The organism is Cryobacterium sp. SO1 (assembly GCF_004210215.2).
Classification (GTDB): Bacteria; Actinomycetota; Actinomycetes; order Actinomycetales; family Microbacteriaceae; genus Cryobacterium.
Genome location: NZ_CP067394.1, coordinates 2,260,278 through 2,275,452 on the forward strand (window position 1 = coordinate 2,260,278; position 15,175 = coordinate 2,275,452).

The 15,175-nt window shown below is 68.1% G+C and carries 13 protein-coding genes; 4 read left to right on the plus strand and 9 right to left on the minus strand.

Going from position 1 to position 15,175, the window contains the following annotated elements:
• Nucleotides 1-13 precede the first annotated feature (13 nt).
• Complete coding sequence (rplU, locus tag BJQ95_RS10700; RefSeq protein ID WP_110127466.1) at nucleotides 14-322, minus strand: 50S ribosomal protein L21; 309 nt, start codon at nucleotides 320-322, stop codon at nucleotides 14-16.
• A gap of 260 nt (nucleotides 323-582) precedes the next feature.
• On the opposite strand from rplU, the gene BJQ95_RS10705 reads away from it, so the two are divergent.
• Nucleotides 583-870 carry a DUF4031 domain-containing protein gene (locus BJQ95_RS10705; RefSeq protein WP_130178842.1) on the plus strand — a complete coding sequence of 96 codons (288 nt, stop codon included), beginning with the start codon at nucleotides 583-585 and terminating at the stop codon, nucleotides 868-870.
• A gap of 10 nt (nucleotides 871-880) precedes the next feature.
• Here BJQ95_RS10705 and BJQ95_RS10710 read toward each other — a convergent pair whose 3' ends face one another.
• From BJQ95_RS10710 to BJQ95_RS10720, 3 genes are all read right to left on the minus strand, one after another.
• On the minus strand, nucleotides 881-1,834 hold the full coding sequence (locus tag BJQ95_RS10710; protein ID WP_130178841.1) for a hypothetical protein: 954 nt from the start codon (nucleotides 1,832-1,834) through the stop codon (nucleotides 881-883).
• 16 nt (nucleotides 1,835-1,850) lie between these two features.
• Nucleotides 1,851-2,159, minus strand: a complete 309-nt coding sequence (locus BJQ95_RS10715) for a hypothetical protein (protein WP_130178840.1) — start codon at nucleotides 2,157-2,159, stop codon at nucleotides 1,851-1,853.
• Between the two features lie 123 nt (nucleotides 2,160-2,282).
• Nucleotides 2,283-4,889 (minus strand): Rne/Rng family ribonuclease, encoded by a 2,607-nt coding sequence (locus BJQ95_RS10720; protein ID WP_130178866.1) that lies wholly within the window; start codon nucleotides 4,887-4,889, stop codon nucleotides 2,283-2,285.
• Nucleotides 4,890-5,169: 280 nt separating this feature from the next.
• Here BJQ95_RS10720 and BJQ95_RS10725 point away from each other — a divergent pair, with 280 nt between their 5' ends.
• The gene (locus BJQ95_RS10725) at nucleotides 5,170-5,769 is read left to right on the plus strand and encodes a vitamin K epoxide reductase family protein (RefSeq protein WP_130178839.1); all 600 of its coding nucleotides are present in this window, start codon (nucleotides 5,170-5,172) and stop codon (nucleotides 5,767-5,769) included.
• A 17-nt stretch (nucleotides 5,770-5,786) separates the two neighbouring features.
• Here BJQ95_RS10725 and ndk read toward each other — a convergent pair whose 3' ends face one another.
• The 5 genes from ndk to BJQ95_RS10750 all read right to left on the minus strand — a co-directional run bounded on the left by ndk (nucleotide 5,787) and on the right by BJQ95_RS10750 (nucleotide 12,251).
• Entirely contained in the window at nucleotides 5,787-6,206 is a 420-nt protein-coding gene (gene ndk, locus BJQ95_RS10730) for a nucleoside-diphosphate kinase (protein WP_130178838.1), read from the minus strand.
• Between the two features lie 22 nt (nucleotides 6,207-6,228).
• Nucleotides 6,229-6,570, minus strand: coding sequence for a DUF4233 domain-containing protein (locus BJQ95_RS10735; RefSeq protein ID WP_240694889.1), 342 nt, complete (start codon nucleotides 6,568-6,570; stop codon nucleotides 6,229-6,231).
• Complete coding sequence (locus BJQ95_RS10740; RefSeq protein WP_130178836.1) at nucleotides 6,567-7,937, minus strand: folylpolyglutamate synthase/dihydrofolate synthase family protein; 1,371 nt, start codon at nucleotides 7,935-7,937, stop codon at nucleotides 6,567-6,569. The genes BJQ95_RS10735 and BJQ95_RS10740 overlap by 4 nt, the downstream gene beginning before the upstream one ends.
• Nucleotides 7,930-11,349, minus strand: a complete 3,420-nt coding sequence (ileS, locus tag BJQ95_RS10745) for an isoleucine--tRNA ligase (RefSeq protein WP_130178835.1) — start codon at nucleotides 11,347-11,349, stop codon at nucleotides 7,930-7,932. The genes BJQ95_RS10740 and ileS overlap by 8 nt, the downstream gene beginning before the upstream one ends.
• Nucleotides 11,350-11,636: 287 nt before the next feature.
• Nucleotides 11,637-12,251 carry a TetR/AcrR family transcriptional regulator gene (locus tag BJQ95_RS10750; protein ID WP_130178834.1) on the minus strand — a complete coding sequence of 205 codons (615 nt, stop codon included), beginning with the start codon at nucleotides 12,249-12,251 and terminating at the stop codon, nucleotides 11,637-11,639.
• Nucleotides 12,252-12,430: 179 nt separating this feature from the next.
• Here BJQ95_RS10750 and BJQ95_RS10755 point away from each other — a divergent pair, with 179 nt between their 5' ends.
• Together BJQ95_RS10755 and BJQ95_RS10760 are read left to right on the plus strand one after the other, a co-directional pair.
• On the plus strand, nucleotides 12,431-14,131 hold the full coding sequence (locus BJQ95_RS10755; protein ID WP_130178833.1) for an ABC transporter substrate-binding protein: 1,701 nt from the start codon (nucleotides 12,431-12,433) through the stop codon (nucleotides 14,129-14,131).
• A complete protein-coding gene (locus tag BJQ95_RS10760) occupies nucleotides 14,116-15,132 on the plus strand; it encodes an ABC transporter permease (protein WP_130178832.1) in 1,017 nt (338 codons plus the stop codon). The genes BJQ95_RS10755 and BJQ95_RS10760 overlap by 16 nt, the downstream gene beginning before the upstream one ends.
• Nucleotides 15,133-15,175: the final 43 nt, after the last annotated feature.

Here is a 15,175-nt window from a genome sequence, read left to right on the forward strand (position 1 = left end):
ATTCTCCTCGGGCCTAGGCGATGCCGGTGACCTGAACGCGAGTGAGCTCCTGACGGTGCCCCTGACGCTTCTTGTAACCGGTCTTGTTCTTGAACTTCTGGATGACGATCTTCGGGCCGCGGAGGTCGTTGAGGACCTCGGCAGTGACCTTGACCTTGGCCAGTGACGATGAGTCGGAGGTGATCTTGTCGCCGTCGACGAGAAGCACGGCGGCCAGCTCGACGTTGCCGTCCTTGTCAGCCTTGATTCGGTCCATCGTTACGATGGTCCCGACCTCTACCTTCTCCTGCCGCCCACCGGCGCGCACAACTGCGTAAACCACTTTACGTACCTATCTCTGGGGAACCCCGGGGGCTCCGATTCCTATGATGGAAAGTTACCGAGCGCAAATGGGCCAAGTCGGACCATTTCACTTCAGAAAACCTTGGGCGTTACGTGGACACAGTCCTACGCACACCAACACTCGACTTTAGCTGATCGGGTAGCCCCGGTCAAACCATCTCACGGGGGTGTGTCGCGCGCCCGGTTGGAGAGCGCCGCCAGAGTCAAGCTGAGGGGCGGGATACTCCATACACTTTCAGGATGGGCATACTGATCGACCAGCCGGCCTGGCCGGCGCACGGCACGCTCTGGTCGCACCTGGTGAGCGACTCGTCGCTGGCGGAGTTGCATGCCTTCGCGGCCGCCCAGGGCATCCCCCGCCGCGGCTTCGATCTCGACCATTACGACGTGCCCCAGGCGCGGTACGACAGCCTGGTGGCGGCGGGGGCCGAACCTGTCGACTTCCGCGGGCTGGTCACCCGGCTGCGGGCCAGCGGACTGCGGGTCAGCGGCCGGGACCGACGCGACCAGGCCGCGCACCGTCACTGACCTCCCGGACTCACCAGGTGGCGTCGATGCCCACGATACTTCGGCTGATGACACCGGTGGACAGCTCCACGAACACCGTTGTTGCCGTGGTGGCCTGAGGGTCGACCGGATAGCCGTCGCTCTGCTGGGTCTGACTGTTCGGCACGGTTTGGATCGCGAGGTACTGGTCGTTCGGTGACACCGTGAATCCCACGATCGTCTCGTTGGGCAGAACCGGCACGTAGACCACCCGGCTGGTCGGCGTGGCCACGTCCCCGGTCACCAGGATGAGCGACTGCGTGACCTGACCGGTGGCCTGGTCGAATTCGGCCACCCGCTGCACGAACCCCTCTCCCCCGGTGAGGAAGTGCAGTTCGGCGGTGTACGGCGTGCTGCCGGCGACATCCTGCGGCACGATGGCCGCCTCGGTGCCGGTGGACAGGTCGAGGATGTACTGGCTGCCCTGATCGGAGACCGCGATACGCAGTCCGTCGGGGGCGGAGGCGTTCAGGTTAAGAAACTGGCCGATCGGGATGGGCGCGGCCTCGCTTCCGGACCTGGGGTCGATCAGGAGCAGGGTGGTGTCGAAGAGTTGGGCCACGATCTCGGCGCGGTCGGCCATGAAGCCCCAGGCGATGGCCTGGACGGGTTGGCCGTCGAGCCCGGCCACGGTGTCGACGGTGCCGCGGGTCAGGTCCAGCAGGAACAGGGTGTTGTCGTAGGCGTTGCCGGCCGCACCGGGGCTGCTGCTGAAGCGGAAGCCGACGGTGGCCGACGACGGGGACGCCTGCAGGTCGTGCACCGTCCCGGTGCCAGGCAGCGTGAGCGCGGCGGCACGGCCGTCGGGGTCGACCAGGCTGAGCACGTTGGTGAGGTCATCGTTGAGGGTGGCCACCACCAGTTCGTCGCCGACGGGAACGAAGGACTGGATGTACGGGGCGCTGAACACGACACTCGTCTCGGCCGATCCGACGGTGGTGCGCACGATCCGGTCCGGCGCCTTAGAACATGCCCAGGAGCGAGATCGACGCCCGGCGCAGCACGGGATGGCGGGGCAGGAACCGGGTGATGAAGCCGTGCGGGAGCCAGACCTGCACCACGGTCGAGAGCAGGATGCCGAGGAACACGAACGGCGCTGATTCGATGATCACGCTCAGCGCGAGGGTGATGGTGTCCTGCGCCCGGACGGGCAACCCCCAGCCGGCGAAGGCGGGACTGAGCGCCCGGACGGTGAAGGCGAGGGCCACCAGCACTACACCGAGGATCAGGCCGGTGGGCACCCGTCGCGACGTCCCCCGGTCGCTGTGCATTCGTCGATTTCACCTGTGCAGGGTCGGGTTCCGGGTCAGCGGGCCGGTCCGGGTGGGCGGGACGACAACAGCGGTGCCGCCCGAAGGCGGCACCGCTGTGGATCCGGGAACGGTCGGTGACCGTTACGGGTTGTCGTGTGTGGGAACCACGATCGGCTGCACGGCGGCGGTCGGACCGCCGGCCGTGGTGACCCGGCGGCTGCGCGAGCGGCCCTGGCCGGGCTGCTTGGGCTCCGGCAGGGCGTCCAGCACCGAATCGAGAAGCTGGTCGGTGACCTGCTTGCTCACCGGGCGCCGACTGCGGGGCGACTTCTGCACGGGGATGTCGAGGATTGCGACGTCCTCCGTCGAGTCGGCCGACGCGGCCTCCGGAGCCTGGACCGCCGCTTCAACCGCCGCGGCGGGCTCGGGCTCTCCTGCTGCGTGGGCCTGCGCCTCCGGCGCGCTCTCGTTGGACTGGCCGTTCGCCTGGCCGTTGCCGCCACCCGACCGGTTGCCGGAGCGTGAGCCGCGAGACGTCGAACTGTCCGCCGGCGCGGTGTCAACACTGTCGGCGCCGGTAACGACGTCGTTCGCGACCTCGACGGGGGCGCCGGAGACCACCTCGGCTGCCGGGGCAGCCGCCTCCGGAGTGATCACGGGGATCGAGCCGGTCAGCGAGCGGCTGATGGTACGCGCGGCGATCAGGGCGAGGGCATGCTTGGCGTCCTCGGTGATTCCGTGCGTGCCGTGGCCGGCCCTTGCGGCATCCGTCAGCGAGGGCGCGGCGTGAGCCTGGCCCGAGTTCTGGTTGCCGTTGCCGCGCTGGCCTGCGCCCTGAGCGTCATGCCCGGCCCCGCCGTTGCCGTTGGACTTGCTGCGGGGGCGACGCTCCTGAGCGGGCTGCGCGGTCTGGCGGTGCTTGACGACGGGGTCGTGGTGGATGACGATTCCACGTCCGGCGCAGGCTTCGCAGTTCTCGCTGAACGACTCCAACAGGCCCAGGCCGAGCTTCTTGCGGGTCATCTGCACGAGCCCGAGCGAGGTCACCTCGGCAACCTGGTGCTTGGTGCGGTCACGGCTGAGGCATTCGACGAGGCGGCGGAGCACCAGGTCCCGGTTGGATTCGAGCACCATGTCGATGAAGTCGACAACGATGATGCCGCCGATGTCGCGCAGGCGCAGCTGGCGCACGATTTCGTCGGCCGCTTCGAGGTTGTTCTTGGTGACGGTCTCTTCAAGGTTTCCGCCCGAGCCGACGAACTTGCCGGTGTTGACGTCGACAACGGTCATCGCCTCGGTGCGGTCGATCACGAGCGAACCACCCGACGGCAGCCAGACCTTGCGGTCGAGGGCCTTCTCGATCTGCTCGGAGATGCGGAATTCGTCGAACGCGTCGCGTTCGCCCTCGTAGCGCTGCACGCGCTCGACGAGGTCGGGTGCGACCTGGCGCAGGTAGGACTCGATGACTTCTTGGGCATCGTCACCGGAGATGACCATCTTGTGGAAGTCCTCGTTGAAGACGTCGCGCACGATCTTGATCAGAAGGTCCGGTTCGCTGTGCAGCAGGGCAGGCCCAGACACGGTTTCGACCTGCTTGGCAATGGAGGCCCACTGCGCGGTCAGGCGGTTGACGTCGAGGGTGAGCTGTTCGTCGGTCGCGCCCTCGGCGGCGGTGCGCACGATGACGCCCACGTTGTCGGGCAGGACCTCCTTGAGGATCTTCTTCAGGCGTGCCCGCTCGGTGTCCGGCAGCTTGCGGCTGATGCCGTTCATGGAGCCGTTTGGCACGTAGACGAGGTAGCGGCCGGGCAGGGAGACCTGGCTGGTGAGCCGGGCGCCCTTGTGGCCGATGGGGTCCTTGGTGACCTGCACGAGCACCTTGTCGCCGGGCTTGAGGGCCAGCTCGATACGTCGGGTCTGGGCGTTCCCCGGGGAGTTGACCGCGGCGGCATCCCAGTCGACCTCACCGGAGTAGAGCACGGCGTTTCGGCCGCGGCCGATGTCGACGAAGGCGGCTTCCATGCTGGGCAGCACGTTCTGCACCCGGCCGAGGTAGACGTTGCCGATCAACGACGCATCCTGGTTCTTGGCCACGTAGTGCTCGACCAGCACACCGTCTTCGAGAACGCCGATCTGGATCTTGTTGTGTTTGGCGCGCACGATCATGGCCCGGTCGACCGACTCGCGGCGGGCCAGGAACTCGGCCTCCGTGATGACGGGACGACGACGGCCGGCGTCGCGGCCGTCGCGGCGGCGCTGCTTCTTCGCCTCCAGGCGGGTGGAACCCTTGATCCGCTGCGGTTCCGTGATGAGCTCGGGCTCGCGGGGGGTGCGAACGCGCACAACGGTGTTGGCGGGGTCGTCGCTGCGGCCCTCTTCACCGGTGCGGCGGCGGGCACGACGGCGCACGGTCGAGGCTTCTTCGGAGTCATCGTCCTCGTCGTCGAGCACGCGTCCACCGGATCGCACCGGTGCCGGCAGGATCGCCGGAGCCTGGAAGATCAGGGACGTCGTCGGGCGACGGACCTCCTCGACGTTGTCGTCGAACGGGGTGGGCAGTGCCGGGAAGGCCACGGGCTGGTCGAGCGCGTCCGCGCTCAGTGCGTCCACGTCCACGGCGGGCTGCGCTGCGGCAGCGTCAACGGCCGGAGCAGTCTGCTCGGCAGGTGCCGCCGGTGCTGTCTTCCTGGTTGTTTTGCGAGTGCCGAACAGGCCCTTGCGCTTCTTGTTTTCGTTGTCTTCCACCATCACTGGTGCGCTCCTTGACCGCTGTGGGTGACCGCGCCACTCACTCGGTTACTCTCTCGTGCGACGCTTCCGCTTGCGCGAAAACCCCGCGAATCCTATTGCGTTGACGCAACCGGCCCGTGGCTCTGGTTGCTAATACCTTTGGTCTAGGACCAATGAATCTGGGCGAATGTAAGCCCATTAAGCCTTTTGGCATCGGTTTGAGCGCGGCTCAAACGACTGTTCCGATTATCGCACGCATTCCCAGGGTCGCGGACGCGACACATGGCATAATCCGGATGTGCCATTCACCACGTCAAAAAAGCCTCCGGTCGGTCTTGCGGTTTTCCTGATCATCGCGGGGGCGATCGGCTTCGCGGCGGCGTTTGCGCTCACGTTGGACAAGTTCACGATGCTTGAAGACCCCGCGGCGCCGCTGTCCTGCAACTTCAGTGTGCTGGTGGGCTGCAGCACCAACCTCGGCTCCTGGCAGGGCGAGCTGTTCGGCTTCCCGAACCCGCTGATCGGGGTGGCCGCGTGGAGCGTCGTGATCACCATCGGCGCCGCGATCCTGTCCGGCGCCCGCTTTGCGCGGTGGTTCTGGCTCGGCCTGAACATCGGCGTGACCGGCGCGCTGGCCTTTGTGATCTGGCTGATGGGGCAGAGCTTCTTCGTCCTCGACGTGCTGTGCCCGTGGTGCATGGTCACCTGGACGGTGACGATCCCGGTGTTCCTGGCCGTGACCCTGTACAACCTGAAGACCGGCATCATCCCGGGTTCGGCGCGGGTGCGGCGCCTCGCGGCCGGCGCCTACTCCTGGATCTTCGTGATCACCATCGCCTGCTACCTCATCGCCGCCACGGTCGCCCAGCTGCAAATGGACTTCCTACACCGCCTCTAGCCCGGTCACCCGGGTGGTTAGGCGAACCAGAGCGCCAGTTCGCGGGCGGCCGACTCGGGCGAGTCCGAGCCGTGCACCAGGTTCTGCTGCACCTTCAGGCCCCAGTCGCGGCCGAGGTCGCCGCGGATGGTTCCGGGGGCGGCCGTGGTGGGGTCGGTGGTGCCGGCCAGGGCGCGGAAACCCTCGATGACACGGTCACCGGCGATGCGCAGCGCCAGGATCGATCCACTTTCCATGAATTCGACGAGCGGTTCGAAGAACGGCTTCCCGGCGTGCTCGGCGTAGTGCTCGGCGAGGAGCGTGCGCTCGGCCTGCACGAGCTTGATGTCGACGAGGGAGTACCCCTTCGCTTCGATGCGGCGCAGGATCTCGCCGGAGAGGTTGCGGGCCACGCCGTCGGGCTTGACCAATACGAGTGTTTCCTGGACGTTAGTCATGAGTTCTCCTTGTGCTGTCTGTCTACTTGTTACGTCTGTCGATACGTGAGCCGGTGATCATGCAGTAGGTCCACATGCCGGCGAAGAGTGCCCCGACGAAGAACATCGCCGGGTTGAGGAATCCGGTGGCGACGATGACGACCTGCACGGCCCAACCGACCCCATAGGCCCAGTTGTACCGTAGCAACCCGAGGGTGCCGACCATGATCAGGCAGAGCAGCGCTCCGCCGCCCAGGGTGACCCAGGCCGGCAGCTCGCTGAGCCCGAAGATCACCAGGGTGGCCAGGAACACCACGATCAGCTCGAAGCCGAGCACGATCGAGGCGAGCGAACGCCGTACGGAGGACGCCCGCGGCGCACTCACGGGGTCATCCAGTCCCCCGCGTCGGCCAACGCCACGGCGTCACCGACGAGGGTGATCGATCCCGCGACCAGCACGGCGCGCTTGGGGGCATCCTGAGCCCAGCCGCGGGCCGCATCGAGGGCCTGCGCGAGGTCGCCGAAGCGGAAGGTGTCGGCGTCGCCGACGTGCTCGGCAACGAGGTCGGCGAGGTCGTCGACGGGGATCGCCCGCTCGGAGTGCGACTGGGTCACGTGGAAGCGGGCGACGGCGGGGCGGAGGGCCTCGATGATGCCCGCGGCGTCCTTGTCCTCGAGGATTCCGAGGACGACGACGATCTCGTCGAAGTCGAAGTAGCTCTCCAGGGCCGCTGACAGCGCGAGCGCCCCGTGCGGGTTGTGCGCCGCATCCACCAGCACGGTCGGCTCGATGCCGATCAGCTGCAGGCGACCGGGCGAGGTCGCCGTGGCGAGGCCCTCGACGAGGATGTCTTCGACGAGGGCCTGGCTGCCCGCGCCGAGGAACGACTCCACGGCGGCGATGGCCACGGCCGCGTTCTGGGCCTGGTGGGTGCCGTAGAGCGGGAGGAAGAGCTCCGAGTAGGTGCCGGCGATGCCGCGCACCGAGATGAGCTGACCGCCGACGGCCACGTGGCTGGCCAGGAGAGCGAAGTCGCCTCCCTCGCCGACCAGGGTCGACTCGGTGAGCTCGGCCGCCCGGCTCAGTTCGGCCAAGGCCTCCGGCAGCTGGGCGGCGGTGACGACGGCCGCCGCGGGCTTGATGATGCCGGACTTGGTGCGTGCGATCTCGGCGATGGTGCTGCCGAGCCGCCTGGTGTGGTCGAGAGCGATGGGGGTGAACACGGCCACCTGACCGTCGGCGACGTTGGTGGAGTCCCATTCGCCGCCCATGCCGACCTCGAGCACGACCACGTCGACCGGCGCATCCGCGAAACAGGCGAACGCCAGAACGGTGAGGGCCTCGAAGAACGTCAGCGGTTGGTCGCCCGCGGTCGCGAGTTCGGCGTCGACCATCTGCAGGTACGGCTGGATGTCGGCCCAGTTAGCGGCCAGGGCCTCGTCGGTGATGGACTGCCCATCTATCACGATGCGTTCGTTCAGCCGCACGAGGTGAGGGCTGACCAACAGCCCGGTGCGCAGCCCGTAGGCGCGGAGGATGCTCTCGATGATGCGGCTGGTGCTGGTCTTGCCGTTGGTTCCGGTGACGTGGATGATCGGGTACGAGTTCTGCGGGTCGCCGAGCAGCTCGACCGCACGGCGGGTGGCCTGCAGCCTCGGTTGGGGTGCGCTCTCGCCCACCCGTTCCAGCAGTGCGGCGAGCACGGCATCGCCGGCGTCACGGAATTCGTCGGGGTAGTAGTCGTCAGACATTGATGGTTCCTTTTTCGCGGGCGACGGCAACGATGACCGGTCCGTGGTTCGCGTAGTGGTCGGCCTCGAAGCGCACGTAGTGCTCCACGACTGAGCCGGACAGGCCCTGCAGCCATTCTGCGGGGGTGCCGACGGCGTCAGCCGAAGCGGCGTGCGTGTGGAAGCGGGTGGCGAGTGTCTCACCGGCGACGTCGACCCCGCTCGCGAGGGCGAACGTGGCGGCATCGGCGTCGTCGAAGAAGACCAGGTCGAGCCGAATGCGGTCGCTGACCTCGAATCCGGCCGACTTGCGGGTGTCCTGCACGGCCCTGATCAGGTCGCGGGCCAGGCCCTCGGCTTCGAGTTCGGGTGTGGTGGTGGTCTCCAACAGCACGAAACCGCCGCCGGAGAGCAGCGCCAGCGCCGAGCTGTTCAGCACGGACTCGGCGTCCGCCGCCGTGGAGGCTGCCTGCAATTCCAGGTCGTACTCCCCCGCCTCCAGGGCGATGCCGCCGGCGGTGACGACGCCGTCGGTCCCGGACCAGTCGCCGGTGCGGGCCGCCTTGATGACCTGTTGCACCTGCTTGCCGAGCCTGGGGCCGGCGGCCCGGGCGTTGACGGTGAGCTTGGAGGTGATGCCGTAGCTCTCGGCGCTGTCGGCCGATTGTTCGACCAGGGTGACGGCCTTGACGTTCAGTTCGTCGCGCAGGATGGCCTCGAACCCGGCCAGGGCGGCCGTCTCGGTGGTGACCACGGTGAGGTTCGCCAGCGGAAGGCGCACCCGCAGGCCGGCCTTCTTGCGGAGCGACAGCACGGTGGAGCTGATCAAGCGGACCTGGTCCATCGCCGTGACCAGTCCGGCGTCGGCAGGGAATGCCGCGGCGTCGGGCCAGTCGGTGAGGTGCACGCTGCGGCCTCCGGTCAGACCCTGCCAGATGCGCTCGCTGATCAGGGGCAGCAGCGGGGCGGCGACCCTCGTCACGGTTTCCAGCACCGTGTACAGCGTGTCGAAGGCATCCGCCCCGGTGCCGTCGGCAGCGACGCCGGCCCAGAACCTGTCGCGGGAGCGCCGCACGTACCAGTTGGTCAGCACGTCGGCGAAGTCGCGAAGACGCGAGGCGGCCAGCGTGCTGTCGAGCCTCTCGAGGTCGCTTGTGACGTCCTCGATGAGGTCGCGGGTCTTGGCCAGCAGGTAGCGGTCGAGCACGTCGGTGGAGTCGGTGCGCCAGGTGGCCGTGTAGCCGGAGGCGTTGGCATAGAGCGAGAAGAAGTACCAGGTGCTCCAGAGCGGCAGCAGCATCTGGCGGGTGCCCTCGCGGATGCCCTCCTCGGTGACGATGAGGTTGCCGCCGCGCAGCACCGGCGAGCTCATCAGGAACCAGCGCATGGCGTCGGAGCCGTCACGGTCGAAGACCTCGTTGACGTTGGGGTAGTTCTGCAGCGACTTGCTCATCTTCGCACCGTCGTTGCCGAGCACGATGCCGTGGCTGACCACGTTCTTGAAAGCGGGCCGGTCGAACAAGGCGGTCGAGAGCACGTGCAGCAGGTAGAACCAGCCGCGGGTCTGCCCAATGTATTCCACGATGAAGTCGGCCGGGTTGTGGCTGTCGAACCATTCGCGGTTCTCGAACGGGTAGTGCACCTGGGCGAACGGCATCGAGCCGGAGTCGAACCAGACGTCGAGGACATCCTCGATGCGTCGCATGGTGGACGCCCCGGTGGGGTCGTCGGGGTTGGGCCGGGTGAGCTGGTCGATGTAGGGGCGGTGCAGGTCGGTGGGGCGCACACCGAAGTCGGCCTCGAGCTCGTCCAGCGAACCGTACACGTCGATGCGTGGGTAGGCGGGGTTGTCGCTCTTCCAGACCGGGATGGGCGAGCCCCAGTATCGGTTGCGGCTGATCGACCAGTCGCGGGCGTTGCCGATCCACTTGCCGAACTGGCCGTCCTTGACGTTCTCCGGCACCCAGTTCACCTCCTGGTTGAGGTCCACCATGCGGCCCCGGAAGTCGGTGACGCGCACGAACCAGCTCGACACGGCCTTGTAGATCAGCGGGTTGCGGCAGCGCCAGCAGTGCGGATAGGAGTGCTCGTAGCTGGCCTGGCGCAGCAGCCGGCCCTGCGACTTGATCAGCTGGGTGAGCGGCTTGTTGGCGTCGCTCCAGAGCTGGCCGGCGACCTCGGTGACCTCGGGCAGGAACTTTCCGCCGTCGTCGAGGGACAGGATCACGGGGATGCCGTAGGCCTGGCAGACCATCTGGTCCTCCTCGCCGTAGGCGGGCGCCTGGTGCACGATGCCGGTGCCGTCGCTGGTGGTCACGTAGTCGGCGACCACGAAACGCCAGGCGTTCTGGGTGCCCCACTCGCTTTCGTCGGCGTAGTAGTCGAAGAGCCGGTCGTAGGAGACGCCCTCGAGCTCGCGGCCGGTGACGGTGCGGCTGATCGCGGCCGTCGCGTCGGCGGCGCTCTCGTAGCCGAGGTCCTTGGCGTAGCTGCCGACCAGGTCGATGGCCAGGAGGTACTCGGCGCCGAGCACCTCGGTGGTCGCGGCGGATGCGTCCTGGCCGGCCTGCTCGCGCAACACCTCGGCATCCGGGGTGCCGTTGGCGCCGGCGGGAACAACGGCGTACATGATGTCCGGGCCCACGGCCAGGGCGAGGTTGGTCGGCAGGGTCCACGGTGTGGTCGTCCAGGCGAGGGCGCGCACGGCGGTGAGACCGAGGGTCTCGGCCTTCGCGCCCACGAGGGGGAAGGTGACCGTGACGGTCTGGTCCTGGCGCATCTTGTAGACGTCGTCGTCCATGCGCAGTTCGTGGTTGGACAGCGGCGTCTGGTCGCGCCAGCAGTACGGCAGCACCCGGTAGCCCTCATAGGCCAGTCCCTTGGTGTGCAGTTCCTTGAACGCCCAGATCACCGATTCCATGAAGGTGATGTCGAGGGTCTTGTAGTCGTTCTCGAAGTCCACCCAGCGGGCCTGGCGGGTGACGTAGGTCTCCCAGTCCTTGGTGTATTCGAGCACCGATTCGCGCGCGACGGCGTTGAACGCGGCCAGGCCCATCTGCTCGATCTGGCTCTTGTCGGTGATGCCCAGCTTCCGCTCGGCCTCCAGCTCGGCGGGCAGGCCGTGGGTGTCCCAGCCGAACCGCCGGTGTACCTGCTTGCCGCGCATGGTCTGGAAGCGCGGGAACAGGTCCTTGGCGTAGCCGGTGAGCAGGTGGCCGTAGTGCGGCAGTCCGTTGGCGAACGGCGGGCCGTCGTAGAACACCCACTCAGGGGCACCCTCACGGTTGTCGATGGAGGCCTGGAAGGTGCCGTCCTTCGCCCAGAAGTCGAGCACCTCGCCCTCGATCTGCGGAAAATTCGGAGAGGGAACGACGGGAGCGTTGGGGGTGGCCGGATCGGACTGGTTGTCTTCGGGGGACTTCGGGTACGTCATGCTTCTCCTGGACGAGGCGGGTGAAAAGCCGCTGGCCTATTCCACGAGGACGCCCGCCCCGACAGGGCAAAACGCGGTACCACCTCGCTTGCCGTTCCCGTGCAGGCGAACGACCGCTCATACAAAGGCTGTGACGGGCCCGACCCGTTCGGCTCTACTGGCTGGTCTCGCACCGGGGCGCGATTCCACTGTTCTTCCGAAGACTCCCCGGTGATGGCCGGATCAACGTCGGTCAATAGTACCGCTCCCGTCAACCCCGGTGCCCGTCGACTCCGGCGTCGGGCAGGTCAGCCGCGATCGAGAACAGGCCAGAATCCGGCGCAGACCGGAGTGATAGCCGCATCCACATAGGCGGTCAGGTCACCGCGCGCCACTCCGGCGCCGGCCCACTCCGCGGCGGCAGCGGCCGCTGCGGCCACCACGGCGGTGGAGAAGGCGCGCCCCACCGGGTCGGTATCGGCCGAGTGCCCGGGTCGCGCGCCCACGAATTCCCGCACCAGGCCCACCTGCACCAGAAACCGGGCGAGGGCGGATGCCTCCAGCTCGCTGGCCGTGTTCATCAGCTCGTATTGGGTGACGGACCAGGGCACCCGGCCGGGCCCGAACCCCGCGGCCACCCGCAGCAGTGCTTGGCGGACCGCACCAGTCACGCCGGCGCTCCGGTCACACTCGGCCAGCGCGCCGGGCAGAGCGCCCAGGCCCGCGTCGACATCCACCCAGAGCAGGTCGCTCTTGGCGGAGAAGTAATTGAAGAACGTGTTGCGGCTCACGCCGGCTCGCCGTGCGATGTCACCGATGGTGGTCTTGGCGTAGGTCTGCTCGAGGAACAGCTCGGCGGCAGCCTCTTCGAGCATCGCCCGGGAAGATCCGCGAGGGCGGCCGACGGTGCGGGAATCGTTCATGGTTCTTTCGTGTTCTACGATGGGACTCGACGTCTTCGGTTTTTGGACCGAGTCCAATAATGGCACAGCAGCCTTCGAAGCAGACATCGCGGCCGGTCCCACGGCCGTTCCGCACCGTCGACGCACGTCTCCCCCAAACATCCCGCACTCCCTGAGTACCCGTGAAAAGAGCCCATCGCATGCCCCGTCCGGCACCCTTTCGATCCACACCGAGTCTCTCGGCCCGGCGCCCGCTCGGCGTGACCCTCGCGGCCGGCGTCACCGTCCTCGGCCTCGCGCTGACCGGCTGCACCAGCGCCGCCCCGCCGGCCTCGTCGACCCCGACGACCGGCGGAACCCTCACCTACGCCTCCGGCGACGCCGAACCCACCTGCCTCGACCCGCACGTGGGCGGCAACTACCCGCAGGCCCTGGTGAGCACGCAGTACCTCGAATCGCTGGTCTCCCTCGACTCCGAGGGCACCGTCATCCCCTGGCTGGCCGACAGCTGGACCGTCAGCCCCGATGGCCTGACTTGGGAGTTCACGCTGCGAGACGGCGTCACCTTCTCCGACGGCACGCCGCTGGACGCGGCGGCCGTGCAGGCCAACATCGCGCACCTGCAGGACCCGGCGACCGGGTCGTCCACCGGCTATCTGGCCCTGGCGAAGGTCACCGGCACCGAGGCAGTCTCCGACTCGGTCGTGCGTTTCACCCTCGCTCAGCCTGACAGTGCGCTACTCGAGTCGCTCTCCCAGCCATGGCTGGGCATCCAGTCCCCCACCGCGCTGGAGCGCAGCCAGGATGACAATTGCGCCGCCCCGGTGGGAACCGGCCCGTTCGTCGTCGACTCCTGGGTCAAACAGAACGCCATCACCCTGGTGCGGAACGACGGCTACACCTCCCCGCCCGCCGACGCCGAGCACGATGGACCGGCCTACCTCGACACCATCGTCTGGCGCTTCATCCCCGATTCGGCCTCCCGCTATGCCGCGCTGCAGGCCGGCGAGGTCGACGTGATCGACAACGCCCAGCCCGACACCATCGCCCAGGCCGAGCAGAGCGATTCCATCGTGCACCTGGATGCCCCGCGACCCGGCGCCTCCAACCGGATCGAGCTGAACTCGGGCAAGGCGCCGTTCAACGACGCGGCCGTGCGCGAGGCGTTCATCCGCTCGTCGAATGTCGATGACGCCGTCGCGTCCCTGTTCCAGGGCAGCGCGGAGCGCTCCTTCTCGGCCCTGTCCAGCGTCGAGCCCCTCGGCGTCTCCCGCCCGAAACTCTTCGACTACGATCCCGCAGCCGCCGCGGCCCTGCTCGATGACGCCGGCTGGTCCGAGAAGGACGCTGACGGATACCGGACCAAGGACGGCGTGCGCCTCACCGTGGTCTTCCCGGTGAGCACCAACCAGTCCATCCCGGCCGAGCAGTCCCTGTTCGAACAGATCCAGGCGACCGCCAAGGAGACCGGGTTCGACGTGCAGCTGACCAAGCTCGACCTCTCCAGCTGGTACACGGCCCTCGGCAGCAACGCCTATGACGCGGTGAGCGCGCCGTACACGAAGGTCGGGCCGGACGTCCTGCGGATCCTCTTCCACTCGGACGGCATCACCCCGGCACCGAGCGGCTATTTTGCCAACCACGCCCAGGTGAACGACCCGGAGCTGGACTCGCTGCTCACCCGGGCCGGCCAGGTCTCGACGGGCTCGACCACCGGAGGGGCCGCCGACGAACGCGCGTCCCTGTACGCCGACGCGCAGGACTTGATCCTCGAGGGCTTCTACGTCCTGCCGCTCTACGACCAGCAGAACCACTTCCTGCTCGGCACGGCCGTCCAGGGCGCCCGCGCCCTGCCGACGGTGTCGACGCCCACCTTTTATGACGCATGGCTGAACCGCTGACGGATGCCCGCAGCTCCGGCCGACGGCCCGGCCGGCGGCTGGGCTCGCTGATCGGCTTCCCGCTCGCACGGAGGCTCGGCGGCGCCGTCTTCGTGCTGTGGGCGGTGGCCACGCTCACGTTCTTCGCCGTCCGGCTGATCCCCGGCGACCCGGCCGAGGCCATCCTGGGCGGGCCGGGGTCTCAGACCTCACCCGAGGCTCTCGCCGCGGTGCGTGCTGAATACGGTCTGGATCAGCCTGTCTTCCTGCAGTACCTTGCCCAGCTGGGCCGCCTCGCCACGGGAGACCTGGGTCGCTCGTACGCCCTGAACATGGACGTGGGTCCGCTGGTGCTCAGTCAGCTCGGGGGCACCCTGCTCCTGGCGGTGCTCTCCCTCACCGTCGCCTGGTTCCTCTCCCTGGGGCTGGCCACCTGGTCCACCGGACGTGGTCCGGTGGCCCGGCGCATCGGGTCAGGCCTGGAGATCGTCGCGGCGGCGCTGCCGCATTTCTGGCTGGCCACGACCCTCATCGTGGTCGCCAGCGTCTGGTGGGGCATCCTGCCGCCGATCAGCACCGCGGATGCGCGCGGCCTGGTCCTCCCGGTGCTCACCCTGGCCATCCCCCTGGCCGGGTTTCTCGGCCAGGTGATGCGGGAGAGCCTGACCACGGCCCTGGATTCCCCGTTCGTGCTCTCGGCCCGCGCCCGCGGGGAGAGCGAGCGTGGGGTGCTCTGGCGCCACGCACTCCGGCACGCGGCCCTGCCGGCCATCGGACTGTCCGGCTGGGCCTTCGGCTCGCTGATCAGCGGTGCCGTGGTGGTCGAGACCGTCTTCGCGCGCCCCGGACTCGGCCGCACCCTGCTCAACGCGGTCACGGTGCGCGATGTGCCGGTGGTGATCGGCGTCGTGATGGTCGTCGCGCTCGCCTATATCCTCATGACGATCCTCACCGACCTGGCCACCCACCTGGCCGACCCGCGCCCCACCACGACAGCACGCACCTCCGGAGGAGCAGAGTGAGTGAACTCGAGATCACCGCCTCGGCGACCGGTCGGCCGGGTGG